13 protein-coding genes and 3 pseudogenes are annotated in these 20,331 nt (G+C 69.9%); 12 read left to right on the top strand and 4 right to left on the bottom strand.

Annotated elements, in window-relative coordinates; translation table 11 throughout:
• The first annotated feature begins 2 nt into the window (after positions 1-2).
• From AB0P17_RS24470 to AB0P17_RS24430, 9 genes and pseudogenes are all read left to right on the top strand, one after another.
• Entirely contained in the window at positions 3-1,274 is a 1,272-nt protein-coding gene (locus AB0P17_RS24470; RefSeq protein WP_365814033.1) for a tetratricopeptide repeat protein, read from the top strand.
• Positions 1,275-1,327: 53 nt separating this feature from the next.
• Positions 1,328-3,505 (top strand): ATP-binding protein, encoded by a 2,178-nt coding sequence (locus AB0P17_RS24465; RefSeq protein ID WP_365814032.1) that lies wholly within the window; start codon positions 1,328-1,330, stop codon positions 3,503-3,505.
• A 465-nt stretch (positions 3,506-3,970) separates the two neighbouring features.
• On the top strand, positions 3,971-5,644 hold the full coding sequence (locus tag AB0P17_RS24460; RefSeq protein WP_365814031.1) for a DEAD/DEAH box helicase family protein: 1,674 nt from the start codon (positions 3,971-3,973) through the stop codon (positions 5,642-5,644).
• A complete protein-coding gene (locus AB0P17_RS24455) occupies positions 5,641-7,674 on the top strand; it encodes a type I-E CRISPR-associated protein Cse1/CasA (RefSeq protein ID WP_365814030.1) in 2,034 nt (677 codons plus the stop codon). Before AB0P17_RS24460 ends, AB0P17_RS24455 begins: the two co-directional genes overlap by 4 nt.
• Complete coding sequence (locus AB0P17_RS24450) at positions 7,671-8,906, top strand: type I-E CRISPR-associated protein Cas7/Cse4/CasC (protein WP_365814029.1); 1,236 nt, start codon at positions 7,671-7,673, stop codon at positions 8,904-8,906. Before AB0P17_RS24455 ends, AB0P17_RS24450 begins: the two co-directional genes overlap by 4 nt.
• A gap of 1 nt (position 8,907) precedes the next feature.
• Entirely contained in the window at positions 8,908-9,645 is a 738-nt protein-coding gene (gene cas5e, locus AB0P17_RS24445) for a type I-E CRISPR-associated protein Cas5/CasD (protein WP_365814028.1), read from the top strand.
• Entirely contained in the window at positions 9,642-10,367 is a 726-nt protein-coding gene (gene cas6e / locus AB0P17_RS24440; protein WP_365814027.1) for a type I-E CRISPR-associated protein Cas6/Cse3/CasE, read from the top strand. Before cas5e ends, cas6e begins: the two co-directional genes overlap by 4 nt.
• A gap of 1,347 nt (positions 10,368-11,714) precedes the next feature.
• Positions 11,715-12,038 (top strand): hypothetical protein, encoded by a 324-nt coding sequence (locus AB0P17_RS24435; RefSeq protein ID WP_365814026.1) that lies wholly within the window; start codon positions 11,715-11,717, stop codon positions 12,036-12,038.
• Positions 11,992-12,576, top strand: a pseudogene (locus AB0P17_RS24430) (transposase); the annotation flags it as partial. The gene AB0P17_RS24435 and the pseudogene AB0P17_RS24430, both read left to right, overlap by 47 nt.
• Positions 12,577-12,617: 41 nt before the next feature.
• Here the strand turns inward: AB0P17_RS24430 and AB0P17_RS24425 are convergent.
• On the bottom strand, positions 12,618-14,177 hold the full coding sequence (locus AB0P17_RS24425; RefSeq protein WP_365814025.1) for an ISL3 family transposase: 1,560 nt from the start codon (positions 14,175-14,177) through the stop codon (positions 12,618-12,620).
• 89 nt (positions 14,178-14,266) lie between these two features.
• On the opposite strand from AB0P17_RS24425, the pseudogene AB0P17_RS24420 reads away from it, so the two are divergent.
• A pseudogene (locus tag AB0P17_RS24420) lies at positions 14,267-14,524 on the top strand (transposase); the annotation flags it as partial.
• Between the two features lie 8 nt (positions 14,525-14,532).
• Here the strand turns inward: AB0P17_RS24420 and AB0P17_RS24415 are convergent.
• Complete coding sequence (locus tag AB0P17_RS24415; protein ID WP_365814024.1) at positions 14,533-16,623, bottom strand: ISAzo13 family transposase; 2,091 nt, start codon at positions 16,621-16,623, stop codon at positions 14,533-14,535.
• 50 nt (positions 16,624-16,673) lie between these two features.
• Between AB0P17_RS24415 and AB0P17_RS24410 the strand changes: the two are divergent.
• A pseudogene (locus AB0P17_RS24410) lies at positions 16,674-17,132 on the top strand (transposase); the annotation flags it as partial.
• Positions 17,133-17,146: 14 nt separating this feature from the next.
• Here AB0P17_RS24410 and AB0P17_RS24405 read toward each other — a convergent pair.
• The gene (locus AB0P17_RS24405) at positions 17,147-17,860 is read right to left on the bottom strand and encodes an NTP transferase domain-containing protein (protein ID WP_365814023.1); all 714 of its coding nucleotides are present in this window, start codon (positions 17,858-17,860) and stop codon (positions 17,147-17,149) included.
• Positions 17,861-17,919: 59 nt separating this feature from the next.
• On the opposite strand from AB0P17_RS24405, the gene AB0P17_RS24400 reads away from it, so the two are divergent.
• A complete protein-coding gene (locus tag AB0P17_RS24400; RefSeq protein WP_365814021.1) occupies positions 17,920-18,336 on the top strand; it encodes an NUDIX hydrolase in 417 nt (138 codons plus the stop codon).
• Here the strand turns inward: AB0P17_RS24400 and AB0P17_RS24395 are convergent.
• Positions 18,331-20,112, bottom strand: coding sequence for a hypothetical protein (locus tag AB0P17_RS24395; RefSeq protein ID WP_365814020.1), 1,782 nt, complete (start codon positions 20,110-20,112; stop codon positions 18,331-18,333). The two genes, AB0P17_RS24400 and AB0P17_RS24395, sit on opposite strands and share 6 nt — an antisense overlap.
• Positions 20,113-20,331: the final 219 nt, after the last annotated feature.

Below are 20,331 nucleotides of genomic sequence, written 5' to 3'. Positions count from 1 at the left end.
CCATGATGCTCACCAACGCGGCACTCGACGAGACCTACCAGGACCTGGAGGCAGAGCATCAGGACATCTACCGCGTGCTCGGTCTGCTCCCGGTCACCGACATCGACCCGGACATGGTCGCGGTCGTGTGCCGGACGTCGCACGGCCATGCCGAGTGGGGCTTGGAGATCCTCGATGAGCAGCAGTTGTTGGAGCCGCTCCCGCAACGCGGGTCCCGCGTCCGGTATCGGCTGCTCCCCGTCGCACGCGAGCATGCCCGAGCCCTGGCCGTCCGCCACGACCCGGACCCGGATCGTCGTCTCGTGCTGCGCCGGTTCTGTGAGTGGATCCTGGCGATCTCCACGCACGCCCAGTTCCGCCTCACACCCGCCCAGGCCACGCTCCGGCGTTCGATGACCGTCGCCGCTCCGGCCGTCGCGGCGCCCTTCGACGACGACACCGGCGCTCTGGCGTGGCTGGAGTCGCTCGAGGTCAGCCTCCTGGACGTCCTGGACGCGGCGGAAGCGGCCGGATGGGACGACCTCGTCTGGCAGCTCGTCGACAGTTTCTGGCCGCTGTTCCTTCGCCGACACCCCTACGAGCTGTGGATCGCCGCTCACGAGATCGGGTTGGAAGCCGCGCGCCGGACCGGCGACACGGCGGCCGTACGGCAGATGCTCGCCTCCGGCGCGATCGGCCTGAGCTCCGCGCGACGCCTCGACGAGGCCATCGACTGGTACGGGCAGGCCCTCGACGCGGCCCGCGACCAGCACGATGCCCGGGACGAGGGCCAGGCCCTGCTCGGCCTGGGAGCGTGCCATCACGACGCCGGCCGCCCGGACCAGGCCCGTCCGCTCCTGGCCCAGGCCATCACCCTGTGGGAGCAGTGCCGCTATCCCCGCGGGGTCGCCCTGGCGACGATCGTGGTCGGCGAGATCGCCCTCGCCGACGAGCCCCGCCGGGCACTGGACCTGTTCGACCGGGCACGCACCATGCTGCTGGAGGCCGACGACCCGTACGACGCCGCCCGCGCGCTGGTCCTCCAGGGCCACGCCCGTGTCCTCGCCCGCGACAGCGACGCCGGCGTCGGGGAGATGGAAGAGGGCCTCGCGGTGCTCACCGCGGCGGGGAGCACGCGGTGGCAGGCCCGCGGCCTGGACCTGCTCGGCCGGGCGCGCCAAGACCGCGGCGAACGCGAAGCCGCACGCGCGTGTTTCCAGAAGGCCGCGGAGCTGTACGCGGGCATCAGCCCGGCCGACGCCGAGCGGCTTCGCGCCCTGGCGGATGCCCTGTGACCGCCGCCCATCCCGCAGGGGGCGGCGGCGCCCCACCGCCGTTGCTTGTGCCCGTGCCGGGTCCGGGCACCCATAACCGGGTCTCGGACAGCACGCTCTACGGGCCCAGCGTCCAGGCCGGCCTGATCAGCGGGGGTGTCCATTTCCACGGGGCAGGACCGGTCGCCCCGCTGGTCCCCCGGCAACTGCTGCCGGTGCCGGCCACGTTCACCGACCGGGAGTCCGACCTCGCCGCCCTGATCAACCGGATCGGGGAGCTGCCTGACTACGCGGTGCGCGTGGTGGTCATCAACGGGCCCGGCGGTGTCGGCAAGACCACGCTGGCGAACCGGCTGCTCCACCAGGTGGCCCCCGAGTACGGCGGGGGCCAGCTCTACGCGGATCTGCGCGGCTGCGCCCCTGAGGGCCCAGCCGCCACCAGTGAGGTTCTCACCCGGTTCCTGCGCGCGCTGCGCCCCGGCGCGCAGCCCGCATCCGCGGAGGAGCTGGCTGCCTGGTGGCGGTCGGCAACGGCTTCGCAGCCGGACCGGCTCTCGATCGTCCTTCTCGACAACGCCGGCAACGCAGCCCAGGTCCGGGCTCTCCTTCCGGGCGGAAGGGGCCACCTGGTCGTCGTGACCAGCCGGAACCGCCTGGCCGAGCTCGTCCCGGACGGCGCCGTGCTGCACAGGCTGGATCCCTTCGACGAGGCAGCCGCGCGGCAGTACCTCGCCCGCTGTCTCGGCGAGGACCGTGTAGCCCGTGAAGCCGGTGCCGCGGCACAGATCACTCGACGCGCCGCAGGCTCGCCCATGGCTCTCGCCCTGACGGTGACCCACCTGGCCGCGGACCTGGACCGGCCCTTCGCCGAGCTGATGTCCACAGCCCAGAGCAGTACCGCAGCAGATGTCTCGTATCCCTCCATCGCCCGTCAGGAGGCGGCCGTGAACCACGCCCTCGACCAGTCGTACTGGTCACTTCGCCGCGGCACCCCCGCCCCGGCCGTCTACCGACGTATGGCGAGCGTGTTCACCGTCGACTTCGACGTGCCGCTCACGGCCGCCGTCTGCAACCTGACCGGCGCGGAAGCCAAGGGCGTCCTGGAACTCCTGCACGAGCGGAACCTCATCGAACTCCGCCAGGAGTCAGGTTCCCGCGGCCGCGTCTACCGCTTCCACGACGCCGCCCGCGCCCATGCCCGGGACCGAGCGGCGCGGGAGGCCGTCGTCGGGGAAGCGGAGGAGATCCTGCAGCGGGCCCTGGATCTCTACCTGACGACCGCGAGCACGGCCGAGAAGCTCCTCACGCCCACACACCGCCCCCTGCGCCGGGACTACGTCTTCCCGCCCGCCGAGCTGATCGTGTTCGAGGGTGAAGCCGCCGCCCTGGACTGGCTCTATGCGCAGCGGGACAACCTGCTGCACGCGGTGCGCGCTGCGGCTGCCGCGGGCCTGGACCGATCCACCTGGCAGCTGGCCCACGCCATATGGCCGCTGCTCCGCTCGTCCCACGACTACGAGCTGTGGTCCACGAGCCAGGAACTCGGTCTGCGGGCCGCGCGCCGTTGCGGGGACCGTGAGGCCGAAGTCGAGATGCTCAACACGTGGGGGGTCGGGCTGCGCGGCGCCGGCGAGTTCGAGGCCGCCGCGCAGACGTTCGCGGCTGTCCTACGGATCGCCCGCGAGGAATCCGACCGTCGCGCCGAGGCCCAGGCACTCCACGAGCTCGGCTCCGTGAACCTCCACGGAGGTCATCCCGCCGCCGCGGAGGGATTTCTCCTCCAGGCCCGCCAGCAGCGCATCGAGCTCAGCAGCACGAGCGAGTCCGAGAACCACCGTCTCACCTGCACGCGGGCAGTGGCGATCACCAACGTCTGCCTCGGCCAGGCCCAGCTCGAACTGGGTCGCCCGGCCGCGGCAATCGAAACGCTCAGCACGGCCCGCACGACACTGCTCGACATCGAGGACCACTTCGATGCCGCCCGGGCGCTCGCATGGCTCGCCCGCGCCCACGCCGTCCAGGGCGAGCCCGGCGACGCCGAGGAGAAGGGCCGGCAGGCCATCACCGAGTGTGACGCTGCCGGGTCGGCGCGCTGGCGCGCCCACAGCCGTGAGCTTCTCGGCCACACCCTCCGCGACCTCGGCCACGCGAGCACGGCACGAGATCTCTACCACGAGGCCATCTCCATCTACGCGGCGGTGAGCCGCCGCGATGAGCAGCGTGTCCGCGAGCACCTCCGCCACATCGTCTAGCCGACGGCTCGGCTCGGCCTTCCGCAGCTGGCCGGCGCCAAGTCACCCCACGCCAGACCTCTCACAGGCTGCCGCAGCACCAGCAGGACCGCGGCAGCTCTCACAGCAGATCACACCATCAACCGGAGTCCCCCCTTCCATGACTGGCGCTGGCCGTCACCGAGTTCACGCAGTATCCCGACCGTCGTCTTGCCGCGGTGACCAGCGCGCTCGGCGGCACCCGCGGCGACCTGCACCGTCTCAGCCGGTCCCTCACCCGTCAGGAGGCCGCCGCGTGCGGCGGGCCCTGAGCGGGGCCGCATGAGTACCCGACCGGGCAGCCACGCCCCGGCCCCATCCCGTCAGAGAGCGCAGACCACAGGGTCGGCTCAGCCACCGACCGCCCAATCAGCGGTGCAGTACGGAGAGTTCAGTTCGTTGGAGATATTCTCGCCCGCTCTGCCAGGCATCCCGCAGCCGCATCACGTGCTGAGCACGGGATGCCCCGCATACCCGGGCGTCACCCGGCATGCCCAGTGGGGTCTGCCGGTCTACCGGGGGCAGCGGCTTCCGCCCGCGCTCGCCGACTTCGCTGCTCCCCGCCACTCGTGGGAGCGGCTGGTCCAGGACGTCCTCAACGGCGTGCCCCCCGCGCTTACTCGGCAGCGGAAGCACCCGGAGCTGCGGGACTACCAGCGCCCCAGGGTGGAGAAGATGCGGGCGGCCTTCACCGACGGGGCTCCGGGATTTCTGCTGGCCGATCCGACCGGGTCGGGTAAGACACCGATGGCTGTCACCACCCTGTCCGGCCTGCCCGTAACAACGGTCCTCGTGGTGACCAAGCTCAGCGTGGTGCCGGCCTGGCGGGCCGCGATCGACTACTTCGGCACGGGCGCGCAGCGCTGGGTGGTGATCAACCCTGAGCAGATGTGGCGGCTGTTCGAGCACTCGTGGCATCCGCTGGCGTCCCTTCCCGCGGACGAGGCCGCCGCGCTCGCCGCGCAGTCGGGCCGGTGCCGGGTCGGCTTCGGGGCGGTGGTCACCGACGAGTCCCACATCCTCGCCGACCCGATGTCGATCCGCTCACGTCTGCACACACGGATCATGGACACGGCCGGGGGAAAGTGTCCGTGGTGGCTGCGGCTGTCGGCGACGCCCTTCACCGCTCCGCACGAAACGAAGTATGCCGCCGACCTGATCGCGTACGTCACCGGTGCGGAAGAGCCGGGCGACGTCGACCGGGGCGACTACCTCGAGTGGCTGCGCGGCGAGTGCGGCTTCGAGGTGAATACCGGTACCGGCGGCCGGTGGCACCACGTCGACAACGCCCATGATGTGGAGCGGGTCAAGGAACTGCTCTACGACAGCCCAGTGGGAGCGAGTTCGTCCCCCCGGGAGCTGGGCCTGCCCGACCAGGCCCGCGAGCTGCGCCCGGTGGAGCTGTCGGCGGCGGACCATCGTAAATACACGCAGGCGTGGCACGAGTTCCGCCAAGCGGTCGGCCTCGCCACCGACGTCACGGACGGCGCGGTGCAGGGCGAGGGGCGGCAGCGCGCGCTGCGCCGGGTCCAGCGCGCGTCGTTCCTGAAGGTTCCCCAGGTCGCGGCCGTGGTCGCGGACCTGGTCGCGGAGGGCTACCAGGTCTGTGTCCCCACCTGGTTCCTGGAGACGGTCCACGCGCTGGTGGAGCACATCGCGTGGGAGCTGAAGTCCCGTGGCCTGCCCGACCGGGTCGTGGACATCACCGGTGAGAACGTCGGGCTTCGGGAGCGCAAGCGCCAGGCTTTCCAGCTGGGCCAGTGCAAGGTCGTGGTCTTCAACGCGCTGGAAGGGATCAACCTGCACGCCGGCGAGCGCAATGTCGACGGCCGGGGCACCGACGCCACCTCGGCGCCCCGGGCCACCGTGGTCGCGGACGTCCTCACCGGCGGCAAGCGGACTCTGCAGGCCGAAGGCCGCGCCTCACGCGACGGACAGCATGCCCGGGCGGTCTACGTCTACGCCTCCGGAACGACCGAGGAGGCCTGGCTGGCGCGGATGCTGCGGTCCGCGTCCAACACCCAGGCGCTCGCCCGCGCGAGCGCGGACGCCCGTGCGCTGACCGAGCTCGCCGATCAGCTCGACGCGCACGCCGGCACCCATGCGGAGGTGCCGGCGTGAACGCCCGCCCAAGCTTCAGCCTCGCCCTGCGCCCCTGGGTCACCGTGGTCGACGCCACCGGCCGCACGCACCTGTGTTCCCTGGCCGAGGTGTTGGAGGACGCCGGCGGTCTGCGGCTCGGAGCCGCGGACCCACTGCTGTGGGGAGCAACCGCCCGGCTGCTCACCGCCATCGCCTACAGCGCGGGCTGCGCACCCGCCGACGACACCGCCTACTGGGACAACATCACCACCGGCATCGACTTGTCCGCGGCCCTCTCCTGGGTGCGCGAGCACGCGGCGGACCTGGAGCTGTTCGCCCCCGGCCGGCCGCTGTTCCAGGACGGCGCCCTCCACGACGTCGCGCATCGTCCCGAGGCGACCGTGCCGGTGCTGTATCTCGACCTCACAGCGGCGATCGGGCGCCCGCTGCTGTCCGACCACCGCCACCTGTACGCCTCCGTCCCCGTGGATGGGCGCCGGGCCGCGGAACTGCTGCTCATCCAGCAGACGTGGGCAGTGGGCGGGCGGATCTCCGCCAAGACCTCCGTGTTTGGGCCGGGTTCCAGCTTCGGCCGGCCAACCGCCGCTTCCGGCGGCGTGATGTGGCAGCCGGCCGGAAGCGTCGCCGAGCTGCTGGCCTGGCGGCTCATGCCCGTGGCCGACGGTCCCGGCCGCGGGCACTGGACCTACACCCCGCGCGTTGCGGGGACTGCCGAGTTCCTGCCCGAGAGCGAGTGCGACGGCCTGACCTGGATGATCCGGCGCATGCTGCTGCTGCCCGACGCCGACGGCATGGTCGCCCGGGTCATCACCGCCCAAGGGTGGCGCGTCACCAAGCAGGCGGACGTGCCGATCAGTGTCCGCCACGGCAGCCGCGACATCGTCGGCACCGAGCGGGGAAAGCAGCTGTCCGCGGAAGGGATCACCTCCGACGACGACCTCGCCCCGCTGCTGGCGCTGTGGGACAAGGCCCCCCCGGGAAGTTGGGCCCACGCCGCGCGGACGGCGGTCACCGCGACCGGCCAGGCGCCCGACGTGATGGCCATCGGCCTCGCCACGAGCAACCGGAAGATCCTTCACCAGCGGCGGATCCACATCCCCGCCTCGGCCCTGGCCGACCCCCGCAGCACGGACGCCGCCCGCGCCCTCATGTCCTTCCGGCAGCGCGCCGGCCTCGTCACACCCAGCCGCCGCACCGACCCGGCCACCGGAACCACCCTGCCGCCCGCGTTCGGGTCCGCGGCCTTGCTCCAGGAGGAGTTCATGGACCTCTCCGGCCCCCAACGGGACCAGATGCTGGTCCAGCAGGCCGGCGCCGCGCCCAGCGGTGACCCCGTCCGCGACGGCATTCGCACCGCGGCACTGGCCGCCGTGACCCTGCCTGGAGCAGGCGACCTTGACGAGGACCTGTTCACCACGGTCTCCGCCCCGCCCTCGCTGCCCTCACCCGACGTCGACGACAGCACGGGAGGAGACAGCGCCTACGCGGACAGCCCCGGTCACGCCCTGGTGGTGCAGATGGGCCGGTGGCTGGCCAGCCCGCACATGCGCCCCGTCATCGCCGACCTGGAACGCTGGGCCCGCCGCCCCGAGCCGGACAATCCCGTGGTCGCCCTGGTCACCCGGTCTCTCGCCCCCGAACACCACAGCGCCGGCATCCTGACCGCCGCGCTGATGGCCGTCCATCACCGCACCAACCGGCGCGCTCCCCTCTACGGAGGGGCCGACCTCCCCCGTCTCATGCGGGCCTTCGGCTCCGGCAGAAAATTCGGCCCCACCCACCCCGCCACCCGCGCAGCCCTCCAGGTGATCGTCCGCACCACCTCCGTCGACACCCTGCGCCCTCACCTCGTGCGGCAGGTCCGCTACGCGTCCAGCCGAAAGATGGCCCCTCGCTGGAGCAGCCTCTTCGACGACCTCGCCACCTGGGACCGCGCCGTCCGCACGCGCTGGTCCGAGCTGTTCTTCACCGCCCCCACCCGCCGCACCACACCCGGCGCCCCTTCCCCGACCGTGAACGACCAGGACAAGGACCCGATCAGCGCATGACCACCCCCATGGGCCCGGCGCCCACCGCCACCCCCTATCGCATAATCGACACCACCGGCGCCGAGGGCAACCTGGTCGTCGTACACAGCCTGACGACCGTGGCCGGGGTCTGCCTCAACCGGGACATGGACGGCCTGCCCAAGACTCTGCTCTACGGCGGCACCGAACGGCTGCGGGTCTCCTCCCAGGCCCTGATCCGGCCCGCCCGGACCTGGATCCGCGCCCACAGCCGGCTCGACGAGCAGGGCGCGAGCTCCCGCCTCCTGCCCTTCCAGACCGCGCTCTGTCTCCAGGAGAGGGGCATCGACCCCGCCGACGCCGTGCCCGCCGCCCTCCTGGCCGTGATCGCAGCCGGCATCAGCGTCGATCCGGCCGAGCCCGACAAGACGCGGGCCATGACCTACGTCCCCGCCAGCGCCCCGAGGCGGCTGGCCGAAGTGATGCTCGCGCACTGGGACGACACCGACGTCCCCCGCAAGGAGACCGAGGCGCGCATCACCACCGGTCTGCGCAACGGCCCCCGTGCCCGCGGCCGCAAGAAGCCCGCACCCGAGGACACCCCGGCCACCGATCTCACCGACTCTCTGTCCTCCGTCCTTGTCGCGGCTGCCCGGGAGGCATTCAGCCCCGGCCTGGCCCTGGACATCGCCCTGTTCGGACGCTTCCTCGCCGAGATACCCGGCGGCGTGATCCGCTCCGCGGTCAACGTCGCCCACGCCCTGTCCGTCGACCCGCACGTCCTGCTCACCGACGAGTTCACCGCCCTCGACGACTGGAACACCGGCGGCATCATCGGCGGCGCCGGCATGATCGGTGCCCAGCACCTGTCCTCCGGCACCCTCTACCGCTGGGCCTGCCTCAACCGCCACCAGCTGCGTGAGAACCTCGCCGCCTCCGGCGCCGGCCACGACGAGGTCGAGGCGGCTGCCCAGCACGCCGAGCGCCTGTTCACCACGGCGATCACCTACACGCTGCCCAACGCCCGCAGCAGCCGCACCGGATCCGCGGCGCTGCCCACCCTGGCCATCGCCGCGACCAGCGACATCGCCCTGACCGCGGCCGCCGCCTACGAGACGGCCATCGACCCGCCGGCCGGCGAGGAAGCCGCCGAACGGCTCGCCTCCTACCTCACCCACGCCGCACGCCTGAAGGACGGCACCGCCCGCTGGCTCTCACCGACCGGATCCGAGGCCCCGCCGCTTCCCGACGTCCTCACCGTGGAGGACCACTGACATGCCCACCGTACTGATGCGGCTGTCCGCCCCCATGCAGTCCTGGGGCACCACCTCCCAGTGGGAGGAACGCGCCACCACCGTCCGCCCGACCAAATCCGGCGTGGTCGGCCTCGTCGCCAACGCCCTCGGCTACGCGCGCGACAACGACCTCAGCGCCCTCGCGCCACTGCAGTTCGCCGTCCGCGCGGACCGCCCCGGCCGCACGAGCGTGGACCACCAGACAGCCGGAGGCGGCCAGCCCTCCCCCGCCACCAAGATCCCCTCGAAGTACGGGGCTCCCCGCAGCCCCGAGCCGGACCCCGCAGGCACCCTGCACGCCGCCGAAACGGCCACCGGCCGCACAACCGTCCTGATCTACAAGCAGTACCTGGCCGACGCCGCCTTCCTCGCCGGCCTCAGCACCCCCAACACGGACCTCGCCGCCGAGATCGCCGCCGCCCTCGCCCAGCCAGCCCGGTCGCTCTACCTCGGCAGACGTTCCTTTCCGCCCACCCACCCGATCTACCACGGCACCACCGCGCTCCCCCCGGCCTCCTGGCCCGAGCAGATCCCACTGCTCCCGGAGGCATCCGACCCCAACCCCCGCACGTGGACCGAGTCGCCGCCCGGCCCCGGAACCATGGCCAGCGCCGAACAAGTCCCCACGACCTTCCTGGAACGCGGCCACCACCTGATGCACCTGCAGCTACGCCGCGTACGCCCCACCACCCCGCCGCCCCCAGGAGACACCGCGTGACCAGCCCCTCCCCACCTCCCGCCGCCGTCCACCGCGCCTACCAGGGATGGCGCTCCGCTCTCGTCCTGCCGGCCGCCGAACAGACCGAGTGCCGCAACGTCAACCGGCTCCACCAACTCGTCCTCGCCGGCTTCCGCCACCCCGACCTGAGCACCACTGTCCCCACCGAACGGCCGCGCTTCGTCCTGTACGCCGCGGACCGCGGCCCCGCCCGCCCGCACACTGAGCGCCACCAGGTCGCCAGCCCGCCCAAGGCCGTCGTGGTCCAGTCCCCCGATCAGCCGGACTGGCGGCCGCTACTGGACAGCGGCCGCCTGACCCAGGCGAACGTGTTCCCCGTCGACTACGAGTACGAACTCGGGCAACAGGTGGACATCAAGATCATCGCCAACCCCTCGTACCGCGACACCACCACCCGGCGCCGCCTCGCGCTGACCACCGTCGCCGAATGCGGGGCCTGGCTCAGCCGCCGCCTCGCCGGCCAGGGCGTCGACGTCGCCCCCCATCACATCCAGGTCGGTACGCGAGAACGGATCACCGGTGTCAAGGACGGCAACCATGCCATCACCGTGATCTCCCGCATGTTCCGGGCGCGGGGGACGGTACAGAGCCCCGAGACCTTCCACCAAGCGCTCGCCCAGGGCCTCGGCCCCTCGAAGGCCTACGGATGCGGACTGCTGCTCACCAAGCCGATTGCCGACGAGGACTGGCGACCCGTATGATCCGGACACCGCACAGAGCGCAGATCACCCAGCGTTATCCTCACTCCGGTGAGGCTGTCCCTGAAAGCGCGGCCCTGGCCTCCTTCGCTCTGGAATCCTCCCCACCACGGTGGGGCTGCACCCGAACGCCGCTTCTTGGCCGCCCTGTCACATGCGTCTTCCCCACCCTGGTGGGGCTGCTCCTGAGAGCGTCGGCGACACCGCGGCGACAGCCTCTTCCCAACCCGGTCGACCAGCCGCCGCGCCCCTCTGCCACCACGGGGACGCCGCGGCGGAGACCTCCGTGCATGGGCTCCCTCTTCACTGCCAAACCGCCAGAGCGGCAGCTGGCGGACCACTGCTACACGGTCCACAACACAGCCTCGGTCTGGCGCGCGGGCTCAGGCCCTGCTCCCCACGGCCGCGGCGAGGGAACGACAAGTCGCGCTCCTCTTGTCTGACAGTCATCCTCCACCCGACCTCGGGCTCCCCGTTCGCCAGAGGTCACCTGTGCCGTCTCGCCGACGCCCCCCGAGCCGCTGCCGTCTCCGCCCCAGGGCAGATGGTCCCGAAGGTCCGCAGGCCCCTGAGCGAGCTCGTTGGTCTCCGGGCACCCGGTGCTACGTGCTGAGCCGCCGAACCGGGCTGACCACCAGGACGCCGATGCGACTCCTACGGCTTCTCCCAACTGCCCTTCCTCAGAGCATATTCTGATAGCAAAGGTCTACATGTCCACTCAAAACCCACAAAAAGGGATTCGCGACGGGCGGTTGCGGGATCTCGCTAAGGCCGCTCGACGGCAAGGGTTCCAGCTGGGGAGAACCAGTTCGGATCACTTGTATTTGCAGTGTCCTCGCTGCCCTATCCGCATCACCTTCTCCAAGACCGTCGGCGGCAGAGACACCCGGGTGTATCTCGCCGTATTGAAGCGGCTGCGTGATCACGGACTGAAGTACCAAGGCATAGGAGGTGTCCATAGTGCCGCCCCTTCCTTGACGGATAATCCGGGTTCTTAACACAACATCCGTATGTCCGCCGAACTCCTGGCCAAGACCGCCACGGATCTCCTTGCCCAGTAGCGGGCACGCTGGTGGTCCGACTGCTACCAGCCCAGGGTCCTCCGGCGGCGGGGGCGAGTTCGACCTGCACGGCGACGGCAACGATGAACGCAGACTGACCGCTTCGAACCTGTGGTGGGAGCACCTTGAACGGCTTGTCCGCCTGACTTTGAATCACAAGGCAGACGCGCTGGGGACAGAGCCCCGTGGAGCTGAGGACGGTGAAGGGCAGCCTGCGTCCTGGCCGACTGCATGTCAGCGAACTGGATATTCACTTACATACGGTGTTTTATATTTTTATACTCGACACATGCCGAATCGACCGTCGTACCGCCACCTTGCTCGCACTGGCCGCCGCATCGAAGCCGACATCACGGCCGAACCGATCGGCCCGGCCACGGACCGGTTGCCCGACGCGGAGGCGCTCATTCGGCGCAGCCACGACGAACGCCTCACCGGCGCCGAGCTTGCGCGCGACTACGAGACGAGCACCCGGACGGTGTACGCCGCCCTGAAGAAGGCCGGGCGCAGCCGGGAGGGGGACTGTAAAACGATCGGTGTAACTCCTGATCAAGGAAGATGCATCGATGACCAGCGACAACGTGACCGAGGCCGAGTCCGTCAACTCCGCTGAGCCGCAGCCGGCGAAGAAGGTGGACGACCGGCTCATCGACGAGTTGGTCGGCCGCGCCCAAGCCGAGGGCCTGCAGCTGACCGGCGAGGGCGGGTTGCTCCAGCAGCTGACCAAGCGGCTCCTGGAGTCCGCCCTCGAAGGCGAGATCACCGACCACCTCGGCTATGACAAGCACGACCCTGCCGGGAAGAACGGCGGCAACAGCCGCAACGGGACCCGGGCCAAGACCGTGCTGACGGACGTCGGCCCGGTCGAGATAGCCGTGCCCCGCGACCGTGAGGGCAGCTTCGAGCCGAAGATCGTCAAGAAGCGGCAGAAGCGCCTGTCCGGGGTGGACGAGATAGTGATCTCGCTGTCCGCGAAGGGTCTGACGACCGGTGAGGTCCAGGCCCATCTGGCTGAGGTCTATGGCGCCGAAGTCTCCCGCCAGACCGTCTCCACGATCACCGACAAGGTCATGGACGGCATGGCCGAGTGGCAGAACCGGCCCCTCGACGCCGTCTATCCGGTGATCTTCATCGACGCGATCCACGTGAAGATCGGTTCTGTCGACGATCTTGTGATCCGGACGGGCTGGACTCATCGCGCGAGCAGGACGCGTTTGCGAAGGAGATCGAGGCCGGCCCGGCCGAACATCTGCCGTTTCAGCATCTTCAGCCGGTTGATGTTGCCTTCGACGGCGCCGGAACTGTGGGGAAGGGACAGTCCGTTGCGGACGGCGTCGAAGTCGCGGCGGAGGTTGCGGGCGAAGCCCGCGAGTGGGGTGAGGGAGTCTCGTTCGACCTCGGTGATCCAGTCCTCGAGGCGGTCGCCGTGGCGTGCGGTCATCATGACGGCGAAGTTCCTGACGTGAAGAGTGAGCCGGTCCAGCTCGGGATCGCGTTCACGCAGCCGGTGAAGCTTGCCGGCTGCTTCGTCCCGCAGGTGTTCGGGGTGAGTCATGATCCATGAGGTGACCTCGCGGACCGACGGAGGCTTCGGCCCTGGATCGGGTGCGTGTCCGCGCCCGGTGCGGTACTGCCGCAGATGACGCTGGACGGCCAACTCGCCTCCGGGGTAGCCCTGTTCCTGAATCTCGCGGTAGAGCTGGGTGGCGTTTCTAACGCCATCGTTCCAGCGCCGGTGCAGGTGGCCGACATACGGGTCGACGACGTGCGCCCGCTGCAGGCTTTTGGCGACGACGTCGTCCGCCGAGGGGGCGTTGACCAGTTTGCGGACGGTGGCCTGGTGCAGTCCGAGTTTCCGGCCGATCCCCGCCTTCGACATCCCCTGCTGCCACAACTCGTGTGCGGCAGCATGTTGTCCACGGAGCCGAGTCACGATCTTCAGCTCTGCCGGCAGCTGGACCACCTGCGGTTCGTCGGGGGTGTCTGCGGGTTGTGAAGGCGGTTCGGCCAGACGGGAGCGATGACCGTTCACTGTCTTCTCGACCGCCTGGCCGAGATTGGCCCACAGATGATAGCGATCAGCGACCTGCTCGGCCTGCGGCGCTCCGATGCGTGCGCCCTCCGCGTAACCGCTGGACCGGTCCCGGCAGATCACCTTCACCTCGGGGTGGTCGCGGAGCCATGCGGCGAGGTCTTCGCCCTCGCGCCCCTCGTAGAGATGCAGTGGACGGTGGGTGGCCATGTCGATCAGCACCGTGCCGTAGTGACGGCCCTTGCGGAAGGCGAAGTCGTCAACGCCGAGGACCTCCACCTCGCCGACCTCCGGTTCGGGCAGGGCTCTGACCAGCCGCAGCAGCGTGTCCTTGCCCACGGTGATGCCGGCCGCGGAGGCCAGGCGGGCTCCTGCCCGGCCGGCCAGGGCCAGTCCGATCCGCGTCAGCACCCCGCGCAACAGCGGGGTCTGCCGACTGTGCGGGGTCGTCAGTCCCACGATCTGTTCGGCGAACGTCACCGCCGTGCAGGCAGTGTTCTCGCAGCGGAACCGGCGTATGCGTAACTCGATCACCACGCCGAGCCCGCCCACGGCGACGTCACGCAGCTTGCGTACGTACCGGCCATGCACCCGAGCGGAGCTTCGACCGCACCGGCAGGACCCGCTCGCCGCCCGCACCCGCGTCCTCAACACCACCTTGTCCGGCCGCCGCTCGACCTCCTCGATGAGCAACGCGGACAGGTAAGGAAACAGCTCCAAAAGCACATCACGAGAGCACGCGATGCATGATCGCGAACAGTCGGCACGAACCGCTCAACCGTCCGGATCACAAGATCGTCGACAGAACCAAGATCCGCGACGGTGCCGTGGCGAACCGGCCGATCTACGTGGCCCTGGCCGTCACCGTCGAGGGCCGGCGGGACATCCTGGGCCTGTGGGCTGGCGATGGCGGTGAGGGCGCCAAGCACTGGATGCACATCCTCACTGAGATCAAGAACCGCGGCGTGAACGACGTACTTATGCTCGTCTGCGACGGTCTCAAGGGCCTGCCCGACGCGGTGGAGACCGTCTGGCCTCGCACCACCGTCCAGACCTGCGTGGTCCACCGAAGCCGTCAAGAAACAACCTGGTGGTTATCGGCGCCAACTGAGGTGAGTAGGTCGGCTGCGGTGGGGTGGCGGTGTCCGGCAGGGGTGATGTCGATGCGGCGGTCGTCGAGGATCGGCAGGACATCGCGGATCGCGTTCCAAAGGGTGCTCTTGCAGACGCCGAACAGCTCGGCGAGAGCGTCGAGGCCGCAGACGCGGCGGCGGTAGAGGATCGTGGCGAGGATTCGGTCGCCGTCGGTGATCTTCTGCCGGAACACGCCGCCGCGGGTGCCCGGACGCCGGTTGCCGCCGCGCTGGCGGTGACGGCGTTCTTCGATCGCGGCGGCATAGGGCACGATCAGCTCTTCGAGCAGGGCATGCAGTGCCTCACGGGACATGCCGGTCAGCGTCGGGTGCGTCAGCGCCTGACGGGTCGGTGTCGCGGGAGCGTGCTCGGCCGGGCCGCTGCCGGTGACCCAGGCGCGGAGATCCTCGGCGCGGGTGAAGTAGCGCACGACGGTGGGCGTGATGCTGTTTTTCCGTTCGTCCAGCAGCTTCCGGGTGGCCTTGATGCCGAGGCTGATGGTGACCGGGTTCATCCCGAGCAGGTCACACAGCACCTTCTGCGGGCAGACCTGCCGCAGGTAGATGATGGTGAGTAGGACTTCGTCCGCATCTGACAGCAGGGATCGGCTGCGGCCGGTGGTGGCGACGCGTCGTCCTTTGCGGAGCACGTAACGGTGTTGTTCGGCCGCTGCGGCCTGAGCCGGAGCCAACTGGGCCTGCAGCGCGTCCAGTTCGTCTGTGCTCATGCCGGTCAGACGGGGGTCGGCGAGCATCTGCAGGGCTTGCGCGCGGGACTTTGCCCGTTCGTCGGCGCGCGGTGCGCAGGCGGTGGTGCCGGTCGGGGCGATGCTGTAGTTCCACTGTCCATGCTGATCATGCGCGGTGATCGGCAGGGCCTGGATCTGCTCACGGCTGACGGCGATGCCGGTGGGGTAGGAGCCCTCATCGAGAGCGGCCTCGACACGCAGTCCGCTCCGGGTCGTGGTCGCGGCGATCGTGTTGAGAACGACCTCGTGGCTGGTCAGGGGACGTCCGCGCCAGTTCATAGTGATGTGGGAGAACAACCGGTGCTCGATCTTGTTCCATTTTGACGTACCCGGCGGAAAGTGACAGACCGTAACGGTCAGGCCGGCGTCGGCAGCGAATGCAGCCAGTTCGGCTTTCCACACCCGGTAGCGGTAGCTGTTGGAGCCTCCGGCGTCTGCGGTGATCAGCAGCCGGGATGCCGCGGGGTACTCGTACTGGCCGCGCGCCTGCCACCAGCGTCGGATCGACGAGGCGGCGAATGTGGCGGTGTTGTGGTCGGTGCCGACGTTCACCCAGCCGGTGTTCGCGGCCATGTCGTAGATCCCGTACGGGATGACGGACTCCACGTGCGGGCCGGCGAAGAAGCTGTGGTCCTCGACTTCGACAGGCTGTCCGGCCGGCCGCCATTCCTGTCCGGGCATCGGCAGCTGCCCGATCTGTTCCTTCTTCTTCGCGTCGACGCTGATCACCGGCTCGCCCACGGCCTGGTGTTCCTGGACCTGCTCGTTGATATAGCGGAACTGCGCGTCCCGGTCCGGGTGCTGATCGCCTTCCAGGGTCTTGGCGGTGCCCTGCAGGCTGAATCCGTGCTCCCTGAGCAGCCGGCCCACCGTGGGCGCGGTCACCCGGTGCCCTTGCCGGGACAGCTCCGCGGCCAGGTGCCGCAGCGACTTCGTCGTCCAGCGCAGCGGCGACATCGGATCACCGCGCTCGTCCGGTTCGACCAGGGCCATCAGCGCCGGAACCAGCTCAGGGTCGATCGCCTCGGCCCGCATCCGCCCGCCGCCAGGGCGCCGGACACGTCCTTCGGGCAGCGGATCGACTCCGGCCTCGAGTTCGAACACGCCCTTGCGGACGGTCGTCTCGCTGACCTCGGCTATCCGCGCAACCACACCGACGCCTCCATGCCCGAGCAGCCGGGCCTCGGTCGCCAGGGCCAGACGCCGTTGCCGCTCGTTCAGGTGCGGGAGCAAAACGTCGAACCGTCGCGCCAACTGGCCATGGACCTCGTCGGATATGCGCATACCACATCAACGAGTTCGTCTCCGTGAAGCCACGCGTTGTTTCTTGACGGCTTCACCTGCTGCGGAACTCCTTCCGTTATGCCGCCCGCCAGGACTGGGACAAGATCGCCAAGCTCCTCAAGCCCGTCTACACCGCTGCGACCGAGGAAGCCGCACTCGAGCGGTTCGCGGAGTTCGTCGACGCGTGGGGCAAGAAGTATCCGGCGATCGTCCGGCTTTGGGAGAACGCGTGGGAGGAGTTCACGCCGTTCCTCCGGTTCGACACCGAGATCCGCCGCATCGTCTGCACCACGAACGCCATCGAGTCGGTGAACGCCAGGATTCGGCGGGCGGTCAAGGCCCGCGGTCACTTCCCGAACGAGACCGCGGCCTTGAAATGCGTCTACATGGCCATCATGTCGCTGGACCCCACCGGCAAGGGCCAAGCCCGCTGGACCATGCGCTGGAAGACTGCCCTGAACGCCTTCGACATCACCTTCGACGGCCGCCTCTCAGCAGCCCGTCAGTAGCCCCAACACCCTGGTTACACCGCTCGTTTGACAGACCCGCGCGCAGTCGCAGCTAGGTGGTGCAGCAGCCTCGGTGTCAGGTGGACACGGCCTTGGAGCAGCCGGAGGTTGTTCCGGCCGTGGTCCGCGATCAGTTGCGCGGCGTGGGCAGGGTCGGGCTTCTCGACCAGTCCGGCCATGGTGCGTACGGAATCGGACCCAGTACAGATGATCACCCCATGGCTGACGGCCTCACGGGCGTCAAAGGGGCTGGCCAGGACCGCAGGAGTGCCCGGTGTGGCAGCGGTGAGGAGTTCGGCCAGGGCCGTGTGGTCCGGGTCGACGTTGTCGGCGAAGACCAAGGTGATGTGGCCGGTACGCAGGTGCTCGGCACCGTTGAGTGCGGAGGTGATGTCGGCGTAGCGGCCGTGCTGGGCGATGAAGTCGACGCGCAGACGTTCGGTGGGCGGGCGGGGGGCGGTGGCCGGTTGCCGGGTCAGTGCCTGGTAGCGGGCGAGGGCGCCGGGGGCGAGGACCTGGCGGGCCCAGTCGATGAGCGGGGCGTAGTACGGATGGTGGACGACCACCGCGCGGTCTGCTCCGATGGCTGCGACCTCTTCCAGGACGTGCACCAGTCCGGGACGCCCTCCGATCGGGCGGAATTCCTTGGGCAGGAAGGGCGACCAACCCCCTACCCGGGTGCCCAGTCCACCGGCCGCGATCACCACGCCCGTGGGCTGCGCGTTCATCGTTGTGCGCCCGGGACGGGGCGGGCGGGCGGTAACGTCGCCGCATGCTGCATACACGCGTGACGGGCATCCTCATTGAGGACGGCCAGATCCTGCTGTTGGACCAGGACACCGACGGGCCACGGTCCTGGAGCCTGCCCGGCGGGAAGGTCGAGGACGGCGAGACGCTGGAGGGGGCGCTTGTACGGGAGATGAGGGAGGAGACCGGCATCGAGGTCGAGGCCGGCCGGCTGCTGTACGTGTGTGATCACACGCGGGCTCATGTTGTTCACATCACCTTCGAGGCCCGTCGGGTCGGCGGGCGGATCGGGGCCGTTGCGGAGGGCGCGGACACGCGCCCGATCCGGCAGGTCACCTTTGTGCCGCTCGATGACCTGCTGGATCGGGGATTCAGCGAGACGTTCGTGAAGCTGTGCCGGGACGGATTTCCCGGGGCCGGCTCTTACATGGGGCCCAAGGCCGCCATCGGGCTATGAGCCGCTGCGCGGCGATCCGGTCAGCTCGGTGACCAGCAGGCGGTCCAGCGCTCCCAGCGGGCGGGCTGGCCCGTCGAGCGTGTCGATCCAGCGGTTGAGCCTGACGGCGATCTCCCACGCGCCGAGTCCTGTGGTCTCGTTGGTGTCGGGGTCGCGGACGAGGCGTACGCCGACTCCGCGCGAGGAGCCCAGGAGGTACCGCGAGCGAAGTTCTCTGATCGCCGTCGCGCTTCCGGGCGTGTTCCACGCCGCGCCGAACAAGTGCCGTTGCACCGGCCGCTCGTCGCCGTTGGCGGGGCCGTCGGCGCACCAGATCTGTACGTTGCCGACCAGGTGGTGCACCTGGCCAGGGCCACGGTCCGGCTCTGCGACCGGGGTTACGTCGCCCAGCGCGTAGTCACAGTTGGACGCACGTGCCCCCGTGGTCGCTTCCAGCGCTTCATCGCGGGTGGGCAGGCGGGCCCCGGACCAGGCTGCCATAACGGCTGCTCCCACCCAGGTGACCCAGTACGCCGGGTGCGCCTCGTAGCCGGGGCTGACCATCCAGCGCCGACGGGCCGCGTCGAAATGCAGCCGACCGCCCCGCTCGTGGGGCATCGGGCACACCATGAGGTTCGTGCCGCAGTGCGTGTTCGACACTCCGGCGGCGTGCATCATGGTCAGCAGATCTGCCATCTCCGCGTTGCTGACCAGCAGGTTGCGCCAGGACACTCGCGTCACCGGGCGGTAGGCGAGGACTGGCAGACTCCTCGTGGGCGAAGGAGGCGTGCGCAGGCGGGCGGGGCGCCGGGCCGGCTCGTGGAGTTCGTACAGGTCGTCACCGGAGAGCCACTCAGCGGCGGTTTCCGTGACCTGTGCGTCGAGCAGCTGCCCGGCACGCGTCATCGTCTCGGAGACCTGGTTGCGCACAAGTTCGGCCGTGCGGGGAGCGAGTACGGCGACCAACCGGTCTTTCCCCTCAGTGGTCGCGAACGTCGCGTCCGCCGCCGCGGTGGCGGATGGACCGGTGGGCCGGACCGGACCGGGCGGCAGCTCGATCCCCAGGTGGCTCGCGAGAGCGGTCAGCGCCGCCGGACGGTCGTCCACATGCTGCTCGTACGACACGACCGTGTACTCCCGGCCATTTCCCCGCCCCACCAGTGCGCGGGCCAGCAGCAGTGCGTTGACCGCAACCAGGCGCCCCAGAGCGACCGCGTCCTCGGGATCGTCCTGTGGCAGCAGCGGCTCGAATTCGCCCCGCCAGCACGGCGAGTGCGCCGTCGCCGCGACCTGCGCGTACCGCTCCCCGTAGCGCCAGCGTTCCCACAGCCCGCGTCGTGCGAACGAAGAGGCGATCCCCACGGGGGCGCGGGTGAGGACCAGCACCGGGGAATGGGGCAGCAATTCCACCACGGTGTCCGTGGCGAAGAAGAGGTTGGTCTCCTTGACCAGATGCCGCGGCCGTCCGTAGAGGTCGCTGAGAGCACAGGCCAGATGGTGCCGCCCCAGACCTCCGAGCACGACCCCGTTCAAATCGACCGCGACACGGCTGCGCGGGGACAGCGGATGCTCCCTGCCGAGCTGCTGCCGGAAGGGCTCGTTGTGCTGCGGCATCACCGAGCGCAGAGAGTCGGACAGCCAGTTCGATCCCACCCGCTCGAAGGTCCCCAGTGCCAACACCGGCGGCAGGCCCTGCTCAGCGTCCTGACCGGGCCACCCCGCCATCCGCGCGGCAACGCTCGGGACTCCACCGCGGGAATCCGTGTGCTTCTCGGCCGGATCCAGTCTTCTCATCATGCCCAACTCCCCATCATGCTCACCGGGCCTACCCAAACCTGCGAAAATCCCCCGGCACGGCACTCCAGCCGCTCATGGGTCGTCTTCGCTGGGACGACCATGGTGGCCACCCGCATCAGCCCCTGGGCAGGGTCCGGCTGTCCGCAGGTGTCCGCAGAACCGCCAGCGGTACCGCACGCCCGTACATAACAAGTTCGCTGGTCAAAGCCGCGCGGACCT

The organism is Streptomyces sp. NPDC088124 (assembly GCF_040685895.1).
In the GTDB taxonomy this organism is placed as follows: Bacteria; Actinomycetota; Actinomycetes; order Streptomycetales; family Streptomycetaceae; genus Streptomyces.
This window is presented reverse-complemented; position numbering and strand designations above follow the sequence as displayed.

Coding starts and splice junctions, on each gene's coding strand:
- AB0P17_RS24405 (WP_365814023.1), bottom strand. CDS start 17,860: ATGAACGCGCAGCCCACGGGCGTGGTGATCGCGGCCGGTGGACTGGGC.
- AB0P17_RS24450 (WP_365814029.1), top strand. CDS start 7,671: ATGACCACCCCCATGGGCCCGGCGCCCACCGCCACCCCCTATCGCATA.
- AB0P17_RS24415 (WP_365814024.1), bottom strand. CDS start 16,623: ATGCGCATATCCGACGAGGTCCATGGCCAGTTGGCGCGACGGTTCGAC.
- AB0P17_RS24470 (WP_365814033.1), top strand. CDS start 3: ATGATGCTCACCAACGCGGCACTCGACGAGACCTACCAGGACCTGGAG.
- AB0P17_RS24435 (WP_365814026.1), top strand. CDS start 11,715: ATGCCGAATCGACCGTCGTACCGCCACCTTGCTCGCACTGGCCGCCGC.
- cas5e (WP_365814028.1), top strand. CDS start 8,908: ATGCCCACCGTACTGATGCGGCTGTCCGCCCCCATGCAGTCCTGGGGC.
- AB0P17_RS24395 (WP_365814020.1), bottom strand. CDS start 20,112: ATGATGAGAAGACTGGATCCGGCCGAGAAGCACACGGATTCCCGCGGT.